This window comes from Veillonella sp. VA142, from assembly GCF_003992135.1.
Taxonomy (GTDB): domain Bacteria; phylum Bacillota; class Negativicutes; order Veillonellales; family Veillonellaceae; genus F0422.
Map to the genome: position 1 here is coordinate 1 of NZ_RQVN01000002.1, position 17151 is coordinate 17151.

Genomic DNA, 17151 nt, shown 5'->3' on the forward strand with positions numbered 1-17151 from the left:
TTGATTATGTAGAGGAAAACCCTAAACCCAGAAGACAATATATACCTGATATGCGTCATCCTTGGAAACACGATGTATTTATTGACTATGAAGTCCATAGGTTACGTTACCTGTACTCTTTTGATGAAGCTTGTTATACACAAGACAAATTTATGGTGTAGATTTATCTTGATTTTTAATTACGCTTATGTTTAGCTATTTTTTATGACAAATTAATTTGTGTTTGACAGTGTATTTGTCCCTTTTCAATAAGATTATACTAGCCTATTAACTATATACTATGATAGTAAAATCTGTCAAATTTTATTGCAAAATAACTTGCATTTATTTTACACAAGATGTATAATTTAAACATAATTAAATATAAGAAGGACACTTTGATATAACGCCTAACACACGTGACTCTTTAAAAAAGTGTCCTTCTTTTTTATGTCCATTTTTAGGTGGGGTTCATATTAGAGGGTGTCTCTATGGTATAATATAAAGCATCGAGAAACAGTTTTACTAAAACGGCGTAAGATAGGAAAGATATGGTTAGGATATGAATGAACAATTGCAATCTATAAAAAGCGTGGGACCGCAACGGGTGAAACAATTGAATAAATTAGGCATCTATACAGTAACAGGTTTGTTGCATTATTTTCCACGCACCTTTGAAGATAGACGGCAAGTGTATGGAATCTGCGAAGCTCCTATGGGAGAGATGGTAGGTGTGACGGGGCAGGTAATACGGGTCAGTGAAAAACGACCAAGACCACGTATGCATATTTTAACGGTTACTTTGTCAGACGGTGTGCGCCAGCTAAATCTTACTTTTTTTAACCAAGCTTATAAGAAAAACTTTTATAAATCAGGTCAATATATGTATGCTTATGGGAAGATAGAACATGCCTATGGTGCGTACCAAATGAATACCCCCCAAGTGGAATTGATAGAAGAAGGGCAAGTCATAGAACGCGGTATTGTTCCCGTCTACGGTTTGACGGAAGGTATGAAACAATGGGGCATACGATTGGCTATAAAAAACTGGTTTGAGCATAATGGCACCATAGAAGATGTGGTCCCTCAAGATGTGATGGGCGACAAGTTTACCATGAGCCGTTATGATGCCTTTCGGGAGATGCATTTTCCTACATCTTGGGAACGGCATCAAGAGGCACGCAAGCAATTAGCTTATGAAGAACTATGGATTATGCAAATGGGATTATTGCTTCTCCGTGCTCATGAACAGGACCGAGGAGGATTCCCTATGACAGAGAATGGCTCTTTGGTGGAGCGAATTAGGCAAGGCTTACCATTTACCTTGACTGGGGATCAAGAAAAAGCCTTAGGGGAGATTGCTCACGATATGGAACAACCTCGGGCTATGCAACGGTTAGTACAAGGTGATGTGGGTTCTGGTAAAACGGTAGTAGCGGCTTTGGCGTTAGCGAAAGCAGTAGAAAATGGATTTCAAGGGGCGATTATGGCGCCTACAGAAATTTTGGCTACACAACATTTTGAAAGTTTCCAGGAACTCTTTCAAGATGCACCAATACGAATGGCATTGTTGACGGGTTCAACGAAGAAAAAGCAAGATCTCTATGAAGCCTTAGAACGAGGAGACATTGATGTTATAGTAGGCACTCATGCATTGATTCAAGACAAAGTGATATTTCATCAATTAGGGCTGATTGTAGTGGATGAACAACATCGATTTGGAGTGGAGCAACGGGCCAAGCTACAACGAAAGGGAGACCATCCGCATGTGTTAATTATGACGGCGACGCCGATACCACGGACCATGACCTTATCCATTTATGGAGATTTAGAAGTTTCTTTGATTAAGGAAATGCCCCCAGGTCGTAAACCAGTGAAGACTTATGCTGTAGATTCGTCGTACAAGGAACGGTTACTACATTTTTTTGAGAAAGAAATGCAAGCGGGTCGTCAAGTCTATGCGGTGTGCCCATTAGTAGAAGAGTCTGAGAAAATGGATTTACAAGCAGCGGAACAAATTGCTTATGAATATAAAGAATACTTTGAGCCACACTATCGTGTAGGTCTGGTGCATGGTCGCATGCGTCCAAAGGAAAAAGAAGAAATTATGGATGCGTTCTATCGTCGAGAGATTCACTTATTAGTATCGACGACGGTGATTGAGGTGGGCGTGAATGTACCGAATGCGACGATTATGTGTATCCATAATGCGGAGCGATTTGGGTTATCCCAGTTGCATCAATTGCGAGGTCGTGTAGGCCGTGGCTCGGCGCAGGCCTACTGTATCCTAATTAGCGATAGTAAAAACCCTGATAGCAAAGCTCGGCTTTCACTGATGGAACAAACGCAAGACGGATTTGAACTAGCAGAACAAGACTTGCTCATTCGTGGCACAGGAGAATTATTTGGATTGGCGCAGTCGGGATTACCAGATTTGAAAGTTGCGAACATCATCAAAGATATTCCGATTCTTGTGGAGGCCAGGGAAGATGCGAAAACGTATCTACAATACCACGGATTTGATGAGGTACAATCCACTTTGCGCAACCAAATGGAAGCACGTTTTGGACCACAGTATATGCGTATTTTATATAGTTAAAGTTGTTTACTGAGGGTAAATTATGATACAATAGAGTGAGATTTTATCTGTAGCACAGTGCTATAGATACGTAGTGATGAGGGAGGATATACTCATGCCTATTATTCATGTAGAACTTGTGGAAGGTCGTACTTTCGAACAAAAGAAAGCTCTTGGTGAAGCGATTACAAAAGCAACTGTGGAAACTGTAAAAGTGCCAGCAGAAGCGGTAAAAGTAATTTTCGTGGACATGAAAGCTGACAACTATATGGAAGCTGGCGTTATGCGCTGCGAAAAGAAATAATTAGGGAAATTACCTACCAGAAGGATAGGTCTATGATAGGGTGTAATCTCTTTCATATGTCCTGTCCTTCTTGTTTACATACTAGAGTGGATGAGGTGAATGGTGCAGAATCGAATACATGTGTTATCTGTCCCAATTGATGTGGTAACGATGACGGAAGCCGTAGATAGAGTGCTTTCATTAGTGGGACAACCAAAATTACATATGGTGGCAACTGCCAATGCAGAAATGATTATGATGGCACAGAATAATCAAAGACTGTTAGATATTTTGCAACAAGCTGACCTCGTTGTACCGGATGGAGCAGGTGCCTTATGGGCGGCTGAGCAACAAAAACAACGTTTTCCAGAGCGCGTAACAGGTTGCGATTTATTACAACAGTTATTGAAAGCAGCTAAAGCACATAACATTAAGGTTTATTGCTTAGGCGGAGCTGAGGGAGTTGTCAAAAAAGCTATCGAAAATATGACAGCAGAACTTGGGGAATTGCCAGTAGTGGGATATCATTCTGGATATTTTACAGCGGAGGAAGAAGTAGATATTCTTGATGAAATTCAGCGCAGCGGTGCTCAATTAGTATTTGTTGCTTTTGGCGTGCCGAAGCAAGAGTTTTGGATTCAAGAAAAATTAGCCCATTTAGATGGTGTTGTCGCCATGGGAGTGGGCGGTTCTTTCGATGTATTAGCGGGCATGTTGAAACGAGCTCCTCTATGGATGCAAGAAAACCGCTTAGAGTGGTTATATCGATTGGCTTTGCAACCGAAACGTATTATTCGTATGTTAGCATTGCCTAAATTTATGTGGACTGTATGGCGCCATAAACATTGATACATATAGGTATATTTTGTTGGAGCCAGCACTAATTAAGAGAGGTTTAGTATGGGTTTGATTGTTAAAGATGGATATCCTTTAATCGGTGCCTGTCTTGTTGTGACGGTACTGGTAGGCTACTTTCTATCATGGTGGTTAGGAATTATACCATTTATACTGGCATTATTCTTTACTTATTTTTTCAGAAATCCTAATCGCCGCATTCCTCATGATCCAAAGGTCTTAGTATCACCAGCGGATGGGAAAGTGATGGAAGTAGTAGAGGTGTTTGAGGACACATATTTACATCAACAATGTAAAAAAGTAACGATTTTTTTATCTGTGTTTGATGTCCATGTAAATCGGGCGCCAATGGCAGGTGAAATTACATTTCGTCAATATACAGAAGGACGTTTTTTACCAGCTTATAAGGATTCAGTAGGCTATGAAAATGAACGTCACACGATAAGTATTAAAAACGATACGATGGAAATTGTGGTGACACAGATTGCTGGCTTATTGGCTAGACGCATCGTGTCTTGGACGGATGTAGGAGATACCTTGGAGCAAGGTACCTTGTATGGTATGATTAAATTCGGATCTTGCACAGAACTATTTGTCCCATTAGATGTAGACATTTGTGTTACAAAAGGACAACATGTAGTTGGTGGAGAAACGATTATTGGGAGGGTGAAAGATGAATAGGTCTATATTTCCCAATCTTTGCACAGCAGCAAATTTAGGATTTGGTGTCATTGGCATTAGTCTATCTGCCACAGGTAATTTTACCGGGGCAGCTATATGTGTGCTTTTGTCCTTATTAGCCGATGGGTTAGATGGACGGATTGCTCGTGCCTTGGGTGTTTCTGGAGATTTTGGCCGTGAATTAGATTCGTTAGCTGATGTAGTTGGCTTTGGCGTATCGCCAGCTTTTATGCTATATATGATGAGCCTAGATCACTATGGTTGGTTAGGATATGTACCATTGTTGGCATTCTCTGTATTGGGAGCTTTCAGATTGGCACGATTTAATATTATGACAGAAGAAGTACACGGTTACTTCCAAGGGTTACCGATTCCTGCAGCAGGGTGTATGGCTGCTACGTATGTGTTGAGTGGTGTCCGTATTCCTGATGTGGCGTTGATGTTAGCGATGATATTCGTAGGTTACTTGATGGTTAGCAATGTGCATCATCCAGATTTTAAAGGAAAAGGTAGCGATCCAGTGCAATCGATTGCTATAGGCATTACTGTAGGCTGTGGCGTATTTTTCCTATTGATGGATTATCGATCCTGGCCGGTATTAATTTTTGTATTATATGCTGTATATGGTATTAGTAATACTATCATCAACAACATTCGTAAATAGGAAGGAACTAGGATGAATTACGTTTGGTTTGACCTAATTATGATTCCCATACAGGTAATTATCGTATTTTATACCTTATATTACTTTGTGTTGATGGTCTGTGGCATGTGGCATAAAAATGACAAAAAGGAGTGTCCTCCTAAACATTCTTTTGCTATTATCGTCTGTGCTCATAATGAAAGTGCCGTAATAGGTCAATTGGTGAATAATCTACAAGTCCTAGATTATCCTCGCCACTTATATGATATCTTTGTAGTGGCAGATAATTGTAAAGATTACACGGCTAAGATTGCCCGTGAAGCTGGTGCTGAAGTGTATGAACGCTTTAATACAGAAGAAGTGGGTAAAGGCTATGCTATGGGCTGGATGTTTGACAAAGTATTCGCCATGGAACGCAAATATGATGCATTCGTCATTTTTGATGCGGATAATCTAGTGCACCCTCATTTCCTCTATGAAATGAATCGTCATTTGGAAAAAGGGGAGCCTGTAATCCAAGGGTACTTGAATGCGAAGAATCCAACTGATACATGGGTAGCTGGTACCTTCGCCATTGCCTTTTGGATGGTGAACCATATGTGGCACTTGGCGAAATATAACTTGGGACTTTCCACAGCCTTGGGTGGGACGGGTATGTGTATTCGTACAGATATCATCCGTGATTATGGCTGGTCTTGTAATAGCTTGACAGAAGATATGGAATTTTCTTTGAAATTGTTGATCCATGGAGTGAAAACAACATGGGCGCATAATGCTATCGTCTATGATGAAAAGCCACTGACTTTTATGCAGTCTTGGAATCAGCGGAAACGATGGGCACAAGGGCATTTTGATACAGGGGAACGGTATATCCCAAAACTCTTTGTGCAAGGTATTAAGAAAGGGAAATGGATAATCCTAGATGGAATTGTGCAGATTACGCAACCGTATTTCTTGTTATTGTCCGCCTTTTATATTATTATGACCTATATCAATGGTATCGTACCATTGTATACGAATATTATTTACCAAATCTTGCCAGTACAAGTATGGCAAATTATTGGTATTGGACAATATTTATTTCCACTCATTGTGTTAGCACAAATTAAAGTGCCACCGAAAGTGTGGTTGTATTATCTATTGTATCCGCTATTCATCTATTCTTGGGTACCAGTTACGTTCCTTGGATATTTGAATCGTCATGATAAAGTATGGTCCCATACACAACATACCCGTGGGGTAGCATTAGGGGAAGTGAAACTAACCCGTATGGGCGATACGAGTCGGAAAACAAAAGAATAAACTATAATACGAGCAACAGGATGTGAAAATTCTGTTGCTTTTTTGTGTGCTGGTTGAGATGTTTGAGTTAAAGGATTGAAGTTGAAACTATGTGGGGAGATTTTTATTTATGTATTGACTTTTGCACCCAAAAGTATATAATTTTGGGTGCAAGGAGGTGTATAGATGATGACTATAGCAAATCAAATAGAAGAGAATATGACAGAAAACTTAGGAAAAATTTTTTCTATACATGATTTCTATCATTTAGGAACAAAAAATACCGTCAAATCAGCCCTATACCGCTTACATGAAGAAAATAAGATTATAAGGCTTATAGATGGCTTGTATACAAAGCCTAAATATAGTCAAGTTTTAAAAGAATATATTTATCCAGATGCTAGTGTAGTGGCAGATAAATTGGCAGAAAAATTTTCTTGGACTATAGCACCTGCTGGGGAAACTGCTTTGAACTATACAGGACTGTCTACACAGGTTCCTAATGAGTATATTTATATTACTGATGGCGCTTATAGAGAGTATATGTATAGGGGGAAAAAAATAGTTTTTAAACGCACCACCAATAGACATATAACAACTTACTCAAAAGAATTATCTATTTTAATACAAGCGATAAAGGCTTTGGGAAAAAATAAAATAGGAGACAATGAGATACAAAAACTTGCTATATTTGCTAAAGGTGTGAAAGAAGATTTAAAGAAAGATGTTGTCAAAATTCCCTTTTGGATGCAAGAAATTTTTACAAAAATACAGGAGCTTAACTATGAGTAAATTATTAGAAATCTCAAATGAAGAGCTAGAACTTGTTATTACTAGCACATCAGATAAACTTAATTTATCTAAAGCTATTGTAGAAAAAGATTTATGGGTTTGCATGATTTTGAACTATTTATTTAGTGAGTTCAAATATAAAGATGCCATCGTTTTCAAAGGTGGTACAAGTTTATCCAAAGTTTATAAACTAATCGAACGATTTTCTGAAGATATTGATCTTGCATTGGATTGGGAGATATTAGGCTATGGTGCAAGAGAACCGTATGAAGATAGAAGTAATACTAAACAAATAAAATTTAATGATACACTAAATAATGATACAAAAGTATTTCTTAAATGTGAGTTACTTCCTATTTTACAAAATGATTTTAATAAGATACTAAAAGATAAGTCATGGAATTTTTATATTGATGAAGTGGATGGACAGACTATCTGCTTTGACTATCCTAAAAATTATACTGATAGTTCTATTTTACAAGTTATACGATTAGAAATTGGGTGCTTAGCAGAACCAATTCCAGTGAATCATCGAATGATTACTACTTATATTGAAGATGTGTATCCTGAGATATTTAATGAAAATATAGAGGTTATTGCAGTAGATAGTTTACGTACTTTTTTTGAAAAATTAACAATACTTCATAGAGAGGCCAATAGAGTAAATGGAAATTACCCTATAAGATATTCAAGACATTTCTATGATGTGTATAAAATGCTATTAACTGATATTAAAGAGAAAAGTTTTGAAAACATTAAGTTACTAAAGGCGGTAATTGATTTTAAGAAAAAATTTTATGCAAGTAATTGGGCAAAATATGATGAAATTTTAGAGGGTAAATTAAAGTTAATTCCAGCTGAAGAAGGTTTAACAGTTTTTTCAGAAGATTATGATAGTATGAAAAAAATGCTGTTTGGTGAAAAAATACCTTTTCATAGAATAATAAAGACTTTACAAGAATATGAGCATGAGTTAAATGAGGTTATAAAAAGTCAATAGCTCAATCTTACATATAGACGTAATAGACGGTAGTGAAATACTATCGTCTTTTGTATTTGGAAAGCCCTGTTGCAGTTCACATATTGCAACAGGGCTTTTGCTATCCCTCCTCCTAAAAAATATATGATAGAATCCCCAAAATATTATAAATCCAAAATATATTAAAAAACTAATACATTATAAAACTAAATATAGTATGGAAGCGTAACTATCGGGACTTTTGTCATTTCAAAAATTCACTTTTCTATATACTAAGAGAGGCAAAAGAATTTTAAAATCTCTATTGCCAATGACAAAATATGTCATTGCTGGTGGGTATACTGTACTCATACCTAGTGTTTTACAAGTGGTATAAGACCACGGAAAGGAAATGATTATGAATTTTTGGAAAGTGTTAATGGAATCAATTACAGAGAAGCAACGACAAAAAGGACAGAATGTACGGATGGGGACACAATGGTTTGATGTATCTCAAGACACATCAAAGGTAGTAGTGCCTATGGTACATCCTAGTCAGCTTGGAGAGGGGCTTGTGAAAGAGCCTACGGTATCTATGCCAGTAGAACTAGCACAAGATGATGTGATGGCTCAAATGCAAGTATCTGTATAAAGTCAAGAGGTGGTTCAAGCGCATCTTGACGGTGCAGATATAACTCATTTATCTGCACAAACTAAGGATTTAGTGGAATCAGAGTCAGATCAAAGCAACACGATTTCAGTACTATCTGGAGCGGTGCACTGTGCAGTGGAAGCCTTTGCACAATTTGGACGAGCAGATATGTTAGCTCAATTAGTGAAGGAACATTCAGTACATAAAGAGATTGAATACTTAGTAGGCTCCTTAGGCGACTTCTCAGAGGCAGCCCATTTGTGTAAAGGGGATGATATGGATTTTGCCGTTCATGCCATTCGTCAAGGTATTAAAGATTGTGAATCCATCACAGCCAATAGCGAGGTGGATACAGCATTCTTACAGTACTTACCAACCTTAAAAGGAAGCTTAGGGGACTTATTAGATGCTACTGTTCATAGTCAAGAATTACAATTAGCTATGATTCAATGGTGCTTACAATGTGGTTTATACCAACAGTCGGTGACCTTAAGTACAGAATGGGTGCCAACAATCTTATTCAATAAAGGAGTTTACTACACCGATCGTACTGACATGAAAGTGTTATTCAAAAAAGAAATCGAAGCGATGCAACGGACTTGGAAAGAGTGTTTTGTCATTACTTACCGTGATTATGCAGGGAATAAAGCAGTCAGTGTGGCTGGTGGTGATACAGTAGGAGCAGAACTATCTGTGATTCGTGATGAATTGCGTGGAGCAATCAACAAAAACCAAGTGACAAAAGCCTTTGAGAAGTTCTCCTATAACAAGGAAAAAATTGTAAAATTCATCCATGATTTGTACCCAGCCTATTTACATGTACAGCAAAATATACGCTCTGTTGTGGATGTCATGTATTTTCAAGCACAATACTCAGAGATTGAAGGATACTTACGTGAATACTATGAAATCCAATGCACTAGCATCAGTTAACATAAACAATATTATCAATTCTTACAACAAAGTGCATCCGATTACGGCACTTTCATCCGTCAATTCTTACAAGCACCGACAGCAGAATTAGTAGAACGATTTGATTTGTACAAAGGTGTTTACTTTGATGAAGAGGATGAGGAATCTTTGGAGTCTGTAGCGGAGGAGATGTTCCAAAAACAACGTATTAAGCTAATCCGTGATTGCCAAGCTATGCTTGCTTACGGCAGTGCAAAAACAGATTTACCACAATTAGAAGCGCTACAATTCTTGGTAGAATTCCATTACATTCGCCATCTTCGCAACAATATTAACCATGCAGCAGATAAAACTTTGGTTATCACGAGTGATATGGTGAAAGAAGCAGTGTCTACCTTGGTATCGTCTTTACAAGCTGGACAGTGGCTCGGCAATGTAACAGTGGAAGAAGAATTACAAAAAAATAGAAATATTATATAAAAAAGTATTGCCAATGACAAAATATGTCACTTTCATATGGCATACTAATAGAATAGAGCACATAGTTCTAATACTTGGGGACATAGAAGAGAGAGAACATGTGATTTCTAGTTAGAATATTGTTAATCATTTAAGGAGGATGTATGGAACAAAAAGAAACAGTATTGTCTGCTGTGGAACAGGCAAAGGAGAAAATGAATGCACTGCTAGAGGATGTGAGCCGCTTTGAAAGCCATCAATTCGATGCAAAATGTCAGTCTATTGTAGAACAAATTGCATAACGTATAGCAGGTAATCCCTGACAGAGAAAGCCACCATCTTGCCTATGACATTTCATGGTGAGACGGTGGCTTTATGTATACATAAAAAACTATTTACTTAGTTGAGAGAGTTTTTTATAATTAAAGTAATTGGTACTTCGAGAGTAAATACTTTCATAAGAGAAAGGACAAAAGAGATGAAACGATACATGGTCAAGTTTCACTATCCTAATAGCACGACGGTACATACTGCCTATGAAAGTGCTCATTCCCGTAGCGAAGCAGCGAACAAGGTGAAAGCTCGTGAAGCAGGATGTGGTCGTATTGTAAAAATTATTGCTACTGTGGAGCGATAAGATGGAGGACAAGATAGACAAGACGCAGCAGATTTTGACGGATGCAACGTCGCCTATTACAAGGAGAAGTGCTGTGTAAATCAGAACTGGCTAAAGAGTTCGGTATTAATGAACGGTCCGTACAACGAGATATAGATGATTTACGAGCCTATTTACATGATGAAAGTACCCTTTGTGGGAATGAACAGCTTATCGTGTATGATCAAAAACGGAAGGGCTATGTCCTTAGCCATGGAGAATCAGATTGCTTATCTGTCAACGAACTAGTGGCCATTGCTAAAGTGATGTAAGATAGTCGTTCCCTATTACGAGATGATATGGGACGTATATTGAATAAATTATTGAAAACATTCTTTCCACATGAAGTGGTAAAGCTGGTAGAAAATCTCATTCGTAATGAATTGCACCATTATGTAGAATTACGACATTAGAGAAATGTGTTGCCATTGTTGCAAGATTTATCGAGAGCCATACAAGAGCAACGATACATTACGATTTCCTATGAAAAAAGTACTAACAAAGAAGTGGTAACACGTAAATTATCGCCATTGGGCATTTGTTTTTCGGAGTACTATTTCTATTTAACTGCTTATATGGATCGGGAAGAACGAAGCAAAATTCCGAAGGAATTACAGGACTTTCCAACGATTTATCGCTTAGATCGTATCCATAGCTTGATCGTCGAAGAGGAGCATTACCAAGTGCCATCCTATACATCACGGTACCAAGAAGCAGAGTTTCGTAAACGAATCCAGTTTATGTACGGCGGTAGACTACAACAAGTGACCTTTACCTATGTGGGACACGATATCGATGCTATCCTAGATAGATTGCCAACAGCCACCATTACCTGGTATGAAGAAGAAACACATACCTACCATATCCGTGCAGAAGTGTATGGAACGGGTATTTGGCGATAGAGTTGACTTAAATAATACCTATGAAGTTATTACTAGCATAATGACTTTATAGGTATTTTATTATCAAATTACATTGATAATTTTTAAAATAATACGTTTATAAATAATTTTTTGAAGAAATAAAAAAATAATTATTAAAAAAATGTTAATGGCATTCGCTCTATGCTATAATGTATATTACGTATCGAAAAATGCATTGTATAGTATTCATGTAGAAGGGAAGACACAGTATGCCACCAGAGTTAGAAGAACCGCATCAAGGACTCGGTTCCAGACAGAAAAAACGTATTATAGGAGTCAAACCAGGTCAGTTTGTGAAAGGCCTTGACGGGCTAAAAGGATTAGCTATTCTAGGTGTCACGGGCTTTCATTTATTTCCCCATGCAGCCAGTGGCGGGTTCATGGGGGTTTCCCTTTTCTTTGTATTATCGGGGTATTTATTAGCTTTTACAACCAATCAACAATGGAAGTTGGGAAATTATAGCATTTCAAAATTCTTTCAGCGTAGGGCAGAGCGGATTCTCATTCCCTTAGTGTTGATGGTGGCAGTCATCTTAGGACTGTGGCATTTGCTATTACCTGACAAGCTAGCAGGGATTCGCCCAGAAGTGATGTCCATTTTGCTAGGCTATAATAACTGGTGGCAAATCGCACAAAATGCAGATTATTTTACCCGTTTAGTGAACACATCGCCATTCACCCATATGTGGTTTATGGGTGTAGAAATTCAGTACATTGTCATTTGGCCCCTCTTATATTGGACCTATGTAGCTCTGAAAAAACAGTGGAGTTACACCATCGGTCTAGTATGGATGCTAGCATTGGCGTTAGGATCCTCTGTCATTATGCCACTACTATATACAGAGGGCATGGACGTATCTCGTTTTTATTACGGTACAGACACACGGTTATTCGCCTTGCTATTGGGCGCCTTTTTAGGATTGCATCGGAGTGAACAAAAACTATATCCCTTGGGCACTATGAAAGGAAATGTTATCGGCAGTATATTCCTATTGGCAGGCATCATTGCCACCGTAGTAGGATATATCTATTTAGATGGACAAAGTCCTTCTCTTTACACCTATGGCATGGTAGCATTTACTTGCTTGTTTGGTTTCATGGTGTGGTTAGTAGAACATCCTAACGCGCCACTTGGAAAATTGGTGGATATGCCTGTCCTAGCATGGTTTGGTAAACATAGTTATGGATTGTTTTTATGGCAATATCCAATGATTTACCTCTTTGAACATATGGGGCTTATGGATTATTTTGCATCGCCTATAGCCTACTTTATCGTCTTAGTGGCGGTTATCATCGGTCTTACACTTTGGTCTGAAGCGGTGACGAATTGGTGTGTCCGTCAAGACAGTGTTCGTGCTATTGTGGATGTCGTTCGTTCCTACTATGTAAAAGTGCTGTCTATCGTGGGGGCTGTTTGCATTGTCCTAGGTGTGTATGCCTTCGCTACAGCTCCTGCAGAGAAGCAACAAGACGTGACGGAGTTGCAAGTGCGATTGGCGAAGAATGCAGAATCCCAAGCTGCAGAAAATGCAAAGGTGATAGATTTGTCTACTGTCAGCGATCCACAAGATATGGTGCATATGGCAGCCATTGGTGATTCCGTCATGCTTGGTTCCGCTCATGCATTGAGACAAGACTTTGCAGGTATCCAAATTGATGCCAAAGTATCTCGCTATGTAGGGGCAGGTTTAGGGATTGCAAAGCAAATGGATGCGAACCAACAACTAGGCAATGCGGTCCTCATTGGTCTGGGCACCAATGGTCCTATTACAGGGTACTATGAAAATGAAACAAAAGCATTGGTGCAGTATTTAGGTCCGAATCGTCAGATTTTCTGGATTAATAATTATGCGCCAGGGATTCAGTGGATTGAAGCCAACAATGCGTATCTAACTAAGCTTGCGAAAGAACACCAGAATGTGCATATCATCGACTGGGCTAGCCTAGCATCGAAACATAGAGATTGGCTCGGGGATGATGGTATCCATCCGAATGATACCGGTGTGAAAGAATACTCTAAGTTTATCCATGATGAAGTAAAAAAAGTATTGCTCCAAGAAGGCGAAACAACTAAAAAACAGAAAAAGCGCTAAACATGTATCGATAGATAAGGGGATTAGCTAAACATGCCAATATATAAGGGCTGTAGCATAATGTAAATTTACATTTTGTTACAGTCCCTTTTTGATTTATTCCACCTAAAATAGCACTCACAGTCAAGGTTGACTGGTAGGAGTGTTTTCTAGGATTTTAGAGGGTACATAGAGAAATCCTAAGTACGCAAGTAAAGGAGGTGAAATGATGTACCATGTGGAGATTGAGCTGGATAATTTCTTTCAGCGTGCCTATGAAAGTGGAGCCAGTGATATGCATTTTGACACCTTAGAAAAAGAGGTGCAAGTACGATTCCGCTTGGATGGTCGTTTGCAAGAGATAGCTCGGATTCCTATGCCAGAAGGTGAGCAAGTGATGAATCGTTTGAAAGTGTTAGGGTCTATGGATATCAGTGAAAAAAGATTGCCTCAAGATGGGCGTTATGTGTGGACTCATGAAAATCACTCAGGAACGATACGTATGTCTTCTCTGCCGTCTGTGTATGGTGAAAGTCTTGTATGTCGTCTCTTTTGGCATGATGAGCAGATAAAATCCTTAGAGGAATTAGGTATGCCAGATGATATCAGTGCAGAGGTGCGCAGGTTATTGGCACGCCCACATGGGTTACTGCTTGTGTGTGGGCCTACCGGGTCTGGTAAAAGTTCTACCTTGTATGCATTATTGCAAGAACTCAATGGAGAAGAGGAGCAAATCATTACCTTGGAGCATCCAGTGGAACGTATTGTAGAAAAAGCTGTTCAAATTGGTGTGCAGCCACAGATTGGTATGACTTTTAGTAAGGGATTGCGTGCTATTTTACGGCATGATCCAGATACCATAGTGGTGGGTGAAATTCGTGATCAAGAAACGGCGCAGTTAGCGGTACAGGCAGCGCTCACGGGGCATCGTGTATTATCTACGATTCACACGAACCATGCCATAGGCGTAGTGGAACGATTGGTGGATATGGGGGTAGAAGACTATCTGGTGTGTGCTACTCTGACCGGTGTTATCTCACAACGATTGGTACGAACACTAGTAGATGGTGCATATCATGGTCGCTGTGGATTGTATGAGTTACTAGCCATTCCTAACTATGATTGCCATTGGGAACAGCTAGATTCTTATCTGCTTTGTTCATTGGAAGAATCGGCTCGTCAAGCCGTCGATAAAGGGTTGACTACGGAAGAGGAAGTACGTCGAGTGGGGGTAGTATTATGATTTGGTCACACCTATTGCATAAAGCTATTGAACGAGGGGCTACAGATATTCATGTGCAAAGTGGTACGGTCTTTTGGCGATTAGGTATGGATGTAGTGCCTACGGAATACGAACTATCTGATGAAGACATGATAACGTTTCTAACCGACCAAGTGCAGACCGTATCGGATGCCATGATGTCCTATGATGGGGCCATGACCTTTGAAGGATTACGCATACGGGTTCATCTATTCCGTTGGCGATCTGGATGGGGTGGTACCTTGCGTGTTTTGTATCCTCCTAAAACGGGTCTCGATACATCGGAAGAGGGTAATTTATTGCGCCGTATCTCTTCTTTCAAAGAGGGGCTGGTTATCATTGCCGGTGCCACTGGTTCAGGGAAATCTTACACTCTTACCTCTTGTTTAATGCACATTAATGAAAATATGCGTCGTCATATTATTACGTTAGAAGATCCTATCGAATATGTATTGGATCATCAACAGTCTTTGATACATCAACGAGAATTGCATACACACTTTCATCATATGGCGGACGGTATTCGAGATGCATTGCGTGAAGATCCAGATGTGATTTTAATCGGTGAGGTACGGGATAAGGAGACGTTGGAGGCAGCATTACATGCGGCAGAAACGGGGCATCTTGTATTTGCCACCTTGCACACACAGCGTGCTACTATGTCCATTAATCGGATGATTTCTATGTTCCCTGCGCACCAACAAGAAGAAGTGCGAACACAACTTTCACAGATATTACGAGCCGTCATCTGTCAACGATTGGTTGTCATCGATGATAGATTTATCCCAGTGCGAGATATTTTGATTAATACCCCAGCAGTGGCAAATTTGATACGTCAGCGAAAGGAACCGCAAATTGTATCTTTACAAGAAACGCAAAGGCCCATGAAAACATTGGAAATGGCAGTTGCCGATCTACGATCTATTTATGGATCATCACCAGTGTTAGAGTCTGTATTGCAGGTAAATTAGTGGAGAATATGTATGAGTTGGTATACCTATGAAGGATTTTCGACGGACAAAAAAATAGTGTCAGGGAAAATATGGGGTGATTCAGAAGAGGAAGTGCAGGCAAAGCTAGCGTATCAATCTATCACACCGATTCATTTAGAATGCGTTGTTGTGAAGGATAGAAAGAAGCAATGGAAAGCAGCTCATATGATTCACTTTGCCTATCGATTACATATGTTGTTGGGCGCAGGTATATCCTTACGAAAAGCCTTAGATATGATGGTCAATACGAAAGGTTCCACTATCCCTTATGAAGAGATTCGTGAAGATGTAGGGCGTGGCATGGCACTGTCAAAAAGTTTAGCCAAGTATCATTGTCCTGTCATTGTTACGACTATATTGGAAGCGGGTGAAGCATCAGGAACCTTAGTGGAATCCTTAGGGATGATTCAAAGTATGTACGAAGAGGAGCATCGATTGCGTCAACAATTAGTATCAGCCATTACGTATCCATCTTTTTTGGTGGTGCTTATGCTAGTGTTTGTAGGAGTTGCCGTAGGTTTTATTTTACCCCAATTTAAATCTGTCTTCGAGAGCATGCAAATTGAATTACCACCGCTAACTGCAGCGCTTTTTACAGGGGGCACTTGGTTACAACAAAAAGGAGTATATCTTTTGGTTGGTTTGCTAGTATTGGGAATGGTTTTGTGGAAATCATACCAACGAGACTCTGTGAAGTTCAGCGTGCATCGTAAGGTTTGGCTATGTATGGCACGAAGAGAATGGCTTATGGCGTATACAATGGTACGTATGTGTCAGATTTGGAAACTACTTTTACAAAGTGGAATACCTTTGTTACAAATGCTAGACATGACAGAATCGCTGTGGGGAAACCGTTGGGCAAGTACCTTACAACAAGAGGTCAAAACACGTATTTCCCAAGGGCATGGATTCACAGACTCATTAGAACAAGTACAATTAGGAACTTCCTTTGTATGGGATCTGCTTCGTATTGGAGAAGAAACGGGTGACCTGGAAAGTATGTTAGACCAAGGGCATGTGTATTATAAGGGGATTTTGGAACGGACCGTAAAACGAGGAGAACAATTATTAGAACCTATTATGCTCAGTATTATGGGCAGTATGATCGCCTTACTTGTGGTAGCAGTGATGCTACCGATGTTTAATTCAATTTCAGCTATTCAATAGGAGGAAGT

The 17151-nt window shown here is 39.3% G+C and carries 19 protein-coding genes; all 19 read left to right on the top strand.

Annotation, left to right across the window (positions count from 1 at the left end):
- The first annotated feature begins 541 nt into the window (after nucleotides 1-541).
- The 19 genes from recG (at nucleotide 542) to EO117_RS00915 (ending at nucleotide 17143) form a co-directional block, all read left to right on the top strand.
- The gene (gene recG, locus EO117_RS00835; protein WP_126938668.1) at nucleotides 542-2578 is read left to right on the top strand and encodes an ATP-dependent DNA helicase RecG; all 2037 of its coding nucleotides are present in this window, start codon (nucleotides 542-544) and stop codon (nucleotides 2576-2578) included.
- A 94-nt stretch (nucleotides 2579-2672) separates the two neighbouring features.
- On the top strand, nucleotides 2673-2861 hold the full coding sequence (locus tag EO117_RS00840) for a 4-oxalocrotonate tautomerase (protein WP_009353866.1): 189 nt from the start codon (nucleotides 2673-2675) through the stop codon (nucleotides 2859-2861).
- Nucleotides 2862-2963: 102 nt separating this feature from the next.
- Nucleotides 2964-3689 carry a WecB/TagA/CpsF family glycosyltransferase gene (locus tag EO117_RS00845; protein ID WP_126938802.1) on the top strand — a complete coding sequence of 242 codons (726 nt, stop codon included), beginning with the start codon at nucleotides 2964-2966 and terminating at the stop codon, nucleotides 3687-3689.
- Nucleotides 3690-3740: 51 nt separating this feature from the next.
- The gene (locus EO117_RS00850; protein ID WP_126938669.1) at nucleotides 3741-4376 is read left to right on the top strand and encodes a phosphatidylserine decarboxylase family protein; all 636 of its coding nucleotides are present in this window, start codon (nucleotides 3741-3743) and stop codon (nucleotides 4374-4376) included.
- On the top strand, nucleotides 4369-5040 hold the full coding sequence (gene pssA, locus EO117_RS00855) for a CDP-diacylglycerol--serine O-phosphatidyltransferase (protein WP_126938670.1): 672 nt from the start codon (nucleotides 4369-4371) through the stop codon (nucleotides 5038-5040). The genes EO117_RS00850 and pssA overlap by 8 nt, the downstream gene beginning before the upstream one ends.
- A gap of 12 nt (nucleotides 5041-5052) precedes the next feature.
- On the top strand, nucleotides 5053-6321 hold the full coding sequence (locus EO117_RS00860) for a glycosyltransferase family 2 protein (protein ID WP_126938671.1): 1269 nt from the start codon (nucleotides 5053-5055) through the stop codon (nucleotides 6319-6321).
- A gap of 165 nt (nucleotides 6322-6486) precedes the next feature.
- Entirely contained in the window at nucleotides 6487-7092 is a 606-nt protein-coding gene (locus EO117_RS00865) for a DUF6088 family protein (protein ID WP_126938672.1), read from the top strand.
- Nucleotides 7085-8092, top strand: coding sequence for a nucleotidyl transferase AbiEii/AbiGii toxin family protein (locus EO117_RS00870; RefSeq protein ID WP_126938673.1), 1008 nt, complete (start codon nucleotides 7085-7087; stop codon nucleotides 8090-8092). The genes EO117_RS00865 and EO117_RS00870 overlap by 8 nt, the downstream gene beginning before the upstream one ends.
- A gap of 376 nt (nucleotides 8093-8468) precedes the next feature.
- Nucleotides 8469-8702, top strand: a complete 234-nt coding sequence (locus tag EO117_RS00875) for a hypothetical protein (RefSeq protein WP_126938674.1) — start codon at nucleotides 8469-8471, stop codon at nucleotides 8700-8702.
- Between the two features lie 9 nt (nucleotides 8703-8711).
- Complete coding sequence (locus tag EO117_RS00880) at nucleotides 8712-9635, top strand: TM1812 family CRISPR-associated protein (RefSeq protein ID WP_126938675.1); 924 nt, start codon at nucleotides 8712-8714, stop codon at nucleotides 9633-9635.
- Between the two features lie 105 nt (nucleotides 9636-9740).
- A complete protein-coding gene (locus EO117_RS00885) occupies nucleotides 9741-10094 on the top strand; it encodes a hypothetical protein (protein WP_126938676.1) in 354 nt (117 codons plus the stop codon).
- Between the two features lie 143 nt (nucleotides 10095-10237).
- On the top strand, nucleotides 10238-10375 hold the full coding sequence (locus EO117_RS09150) for a hypothetical protein (protein WP_164727453.1): 138 nt from the start codon (nucleotides 10238-10240) through the stop codon (nucleotides 10373-10375).
- Nucleotides 10376-10551: 176 nt separating this feature from the next.
- Entirely contained in the window at nucleotides 10552-10710 is a 159-nt protein-coding gene (locus tag EO117_RS09155) for a hypothetical protein (protein WP_164723915.1), read from the top strand.
- 41 nt (nucleotides 10711-10751) lie between these two features.
- Nucleotides 10752-11000, top strand: coding sequence for an HTH domain-containing protein (locus EO117_RS00890; protein ID WP_126938677.1), 249 nt, complete (start codon nucleotides 10752-10754; stop codon nucleotides 10998-11000).
- A gap of 147 nt (nucleotides 11001-11147) precedes the next feature.
- Nucleotides 11148-11630 carry a WYL domain-containing protein gene (locus EO117_RS00895; protein ID WP_126938678.1) on the top strand — a complete coding sequence of 161 codons (483 nt, stop codon included), beginning with the start codon at nucleotides 11148-11150 and terminating at the stop codon, nucleotides 11628-11630.
- A 230-nt stretch (nucleotides 11631-11860) separates the two neighbouring features.
- The gene (locus EO117_RS00900; RefSeq protein ID WP_126938679.1) at nucleotides 11861-13744 is read left to right on the top strand and encodes an acyltransferase family protein; all 1884 of its coding nucleotides are present in this window, start codon (nucleotides 11861-11863) and stop codon (nucleotides 13742-13744) included.
- A 208-nt stretch (nucleotides 13745-13952) separates the two neighbouring features.
- Nucleotides 13953-14966: a GspE/PulE family protein gene (locus tag EO117_RS00905; protein ID WP_126938803.1), complete on the top strand. Its 1014-nt coding sequence runs from the start codon at nucleotides 13953-13955 to the stop codon at nucleotides 14964-14966.
- Nucleotides 14963-15955, top strand: coding sequence for a type IV pilus twitching motility protein PilT (locus EO117_RS00910; RefSeq protein ID WP_126938680.1), 993 nt, complete (start codon nucleotides 14963-14965; stop codon nucleotides 15953-15955). Before EO117_RS00905 ends, EO117_RS00910 begins: the two co-directional genes overlap by 4 nt.
- 12 nt (nucleotides 15956-15967) lie before the next feature.
- Complete coding sequence (locus EO117_RS00915; RefSeq protein ID WP_126938681.1) at nucleotides 15968-17143, top strand: type II secretion system F family protein; 1176 nt, start codon at nucleotides 15968-15970, stop codon at nucleotides 17141-17143.
- Nucleotides 17144-17151: the final 8 nt, after the last annotated feature.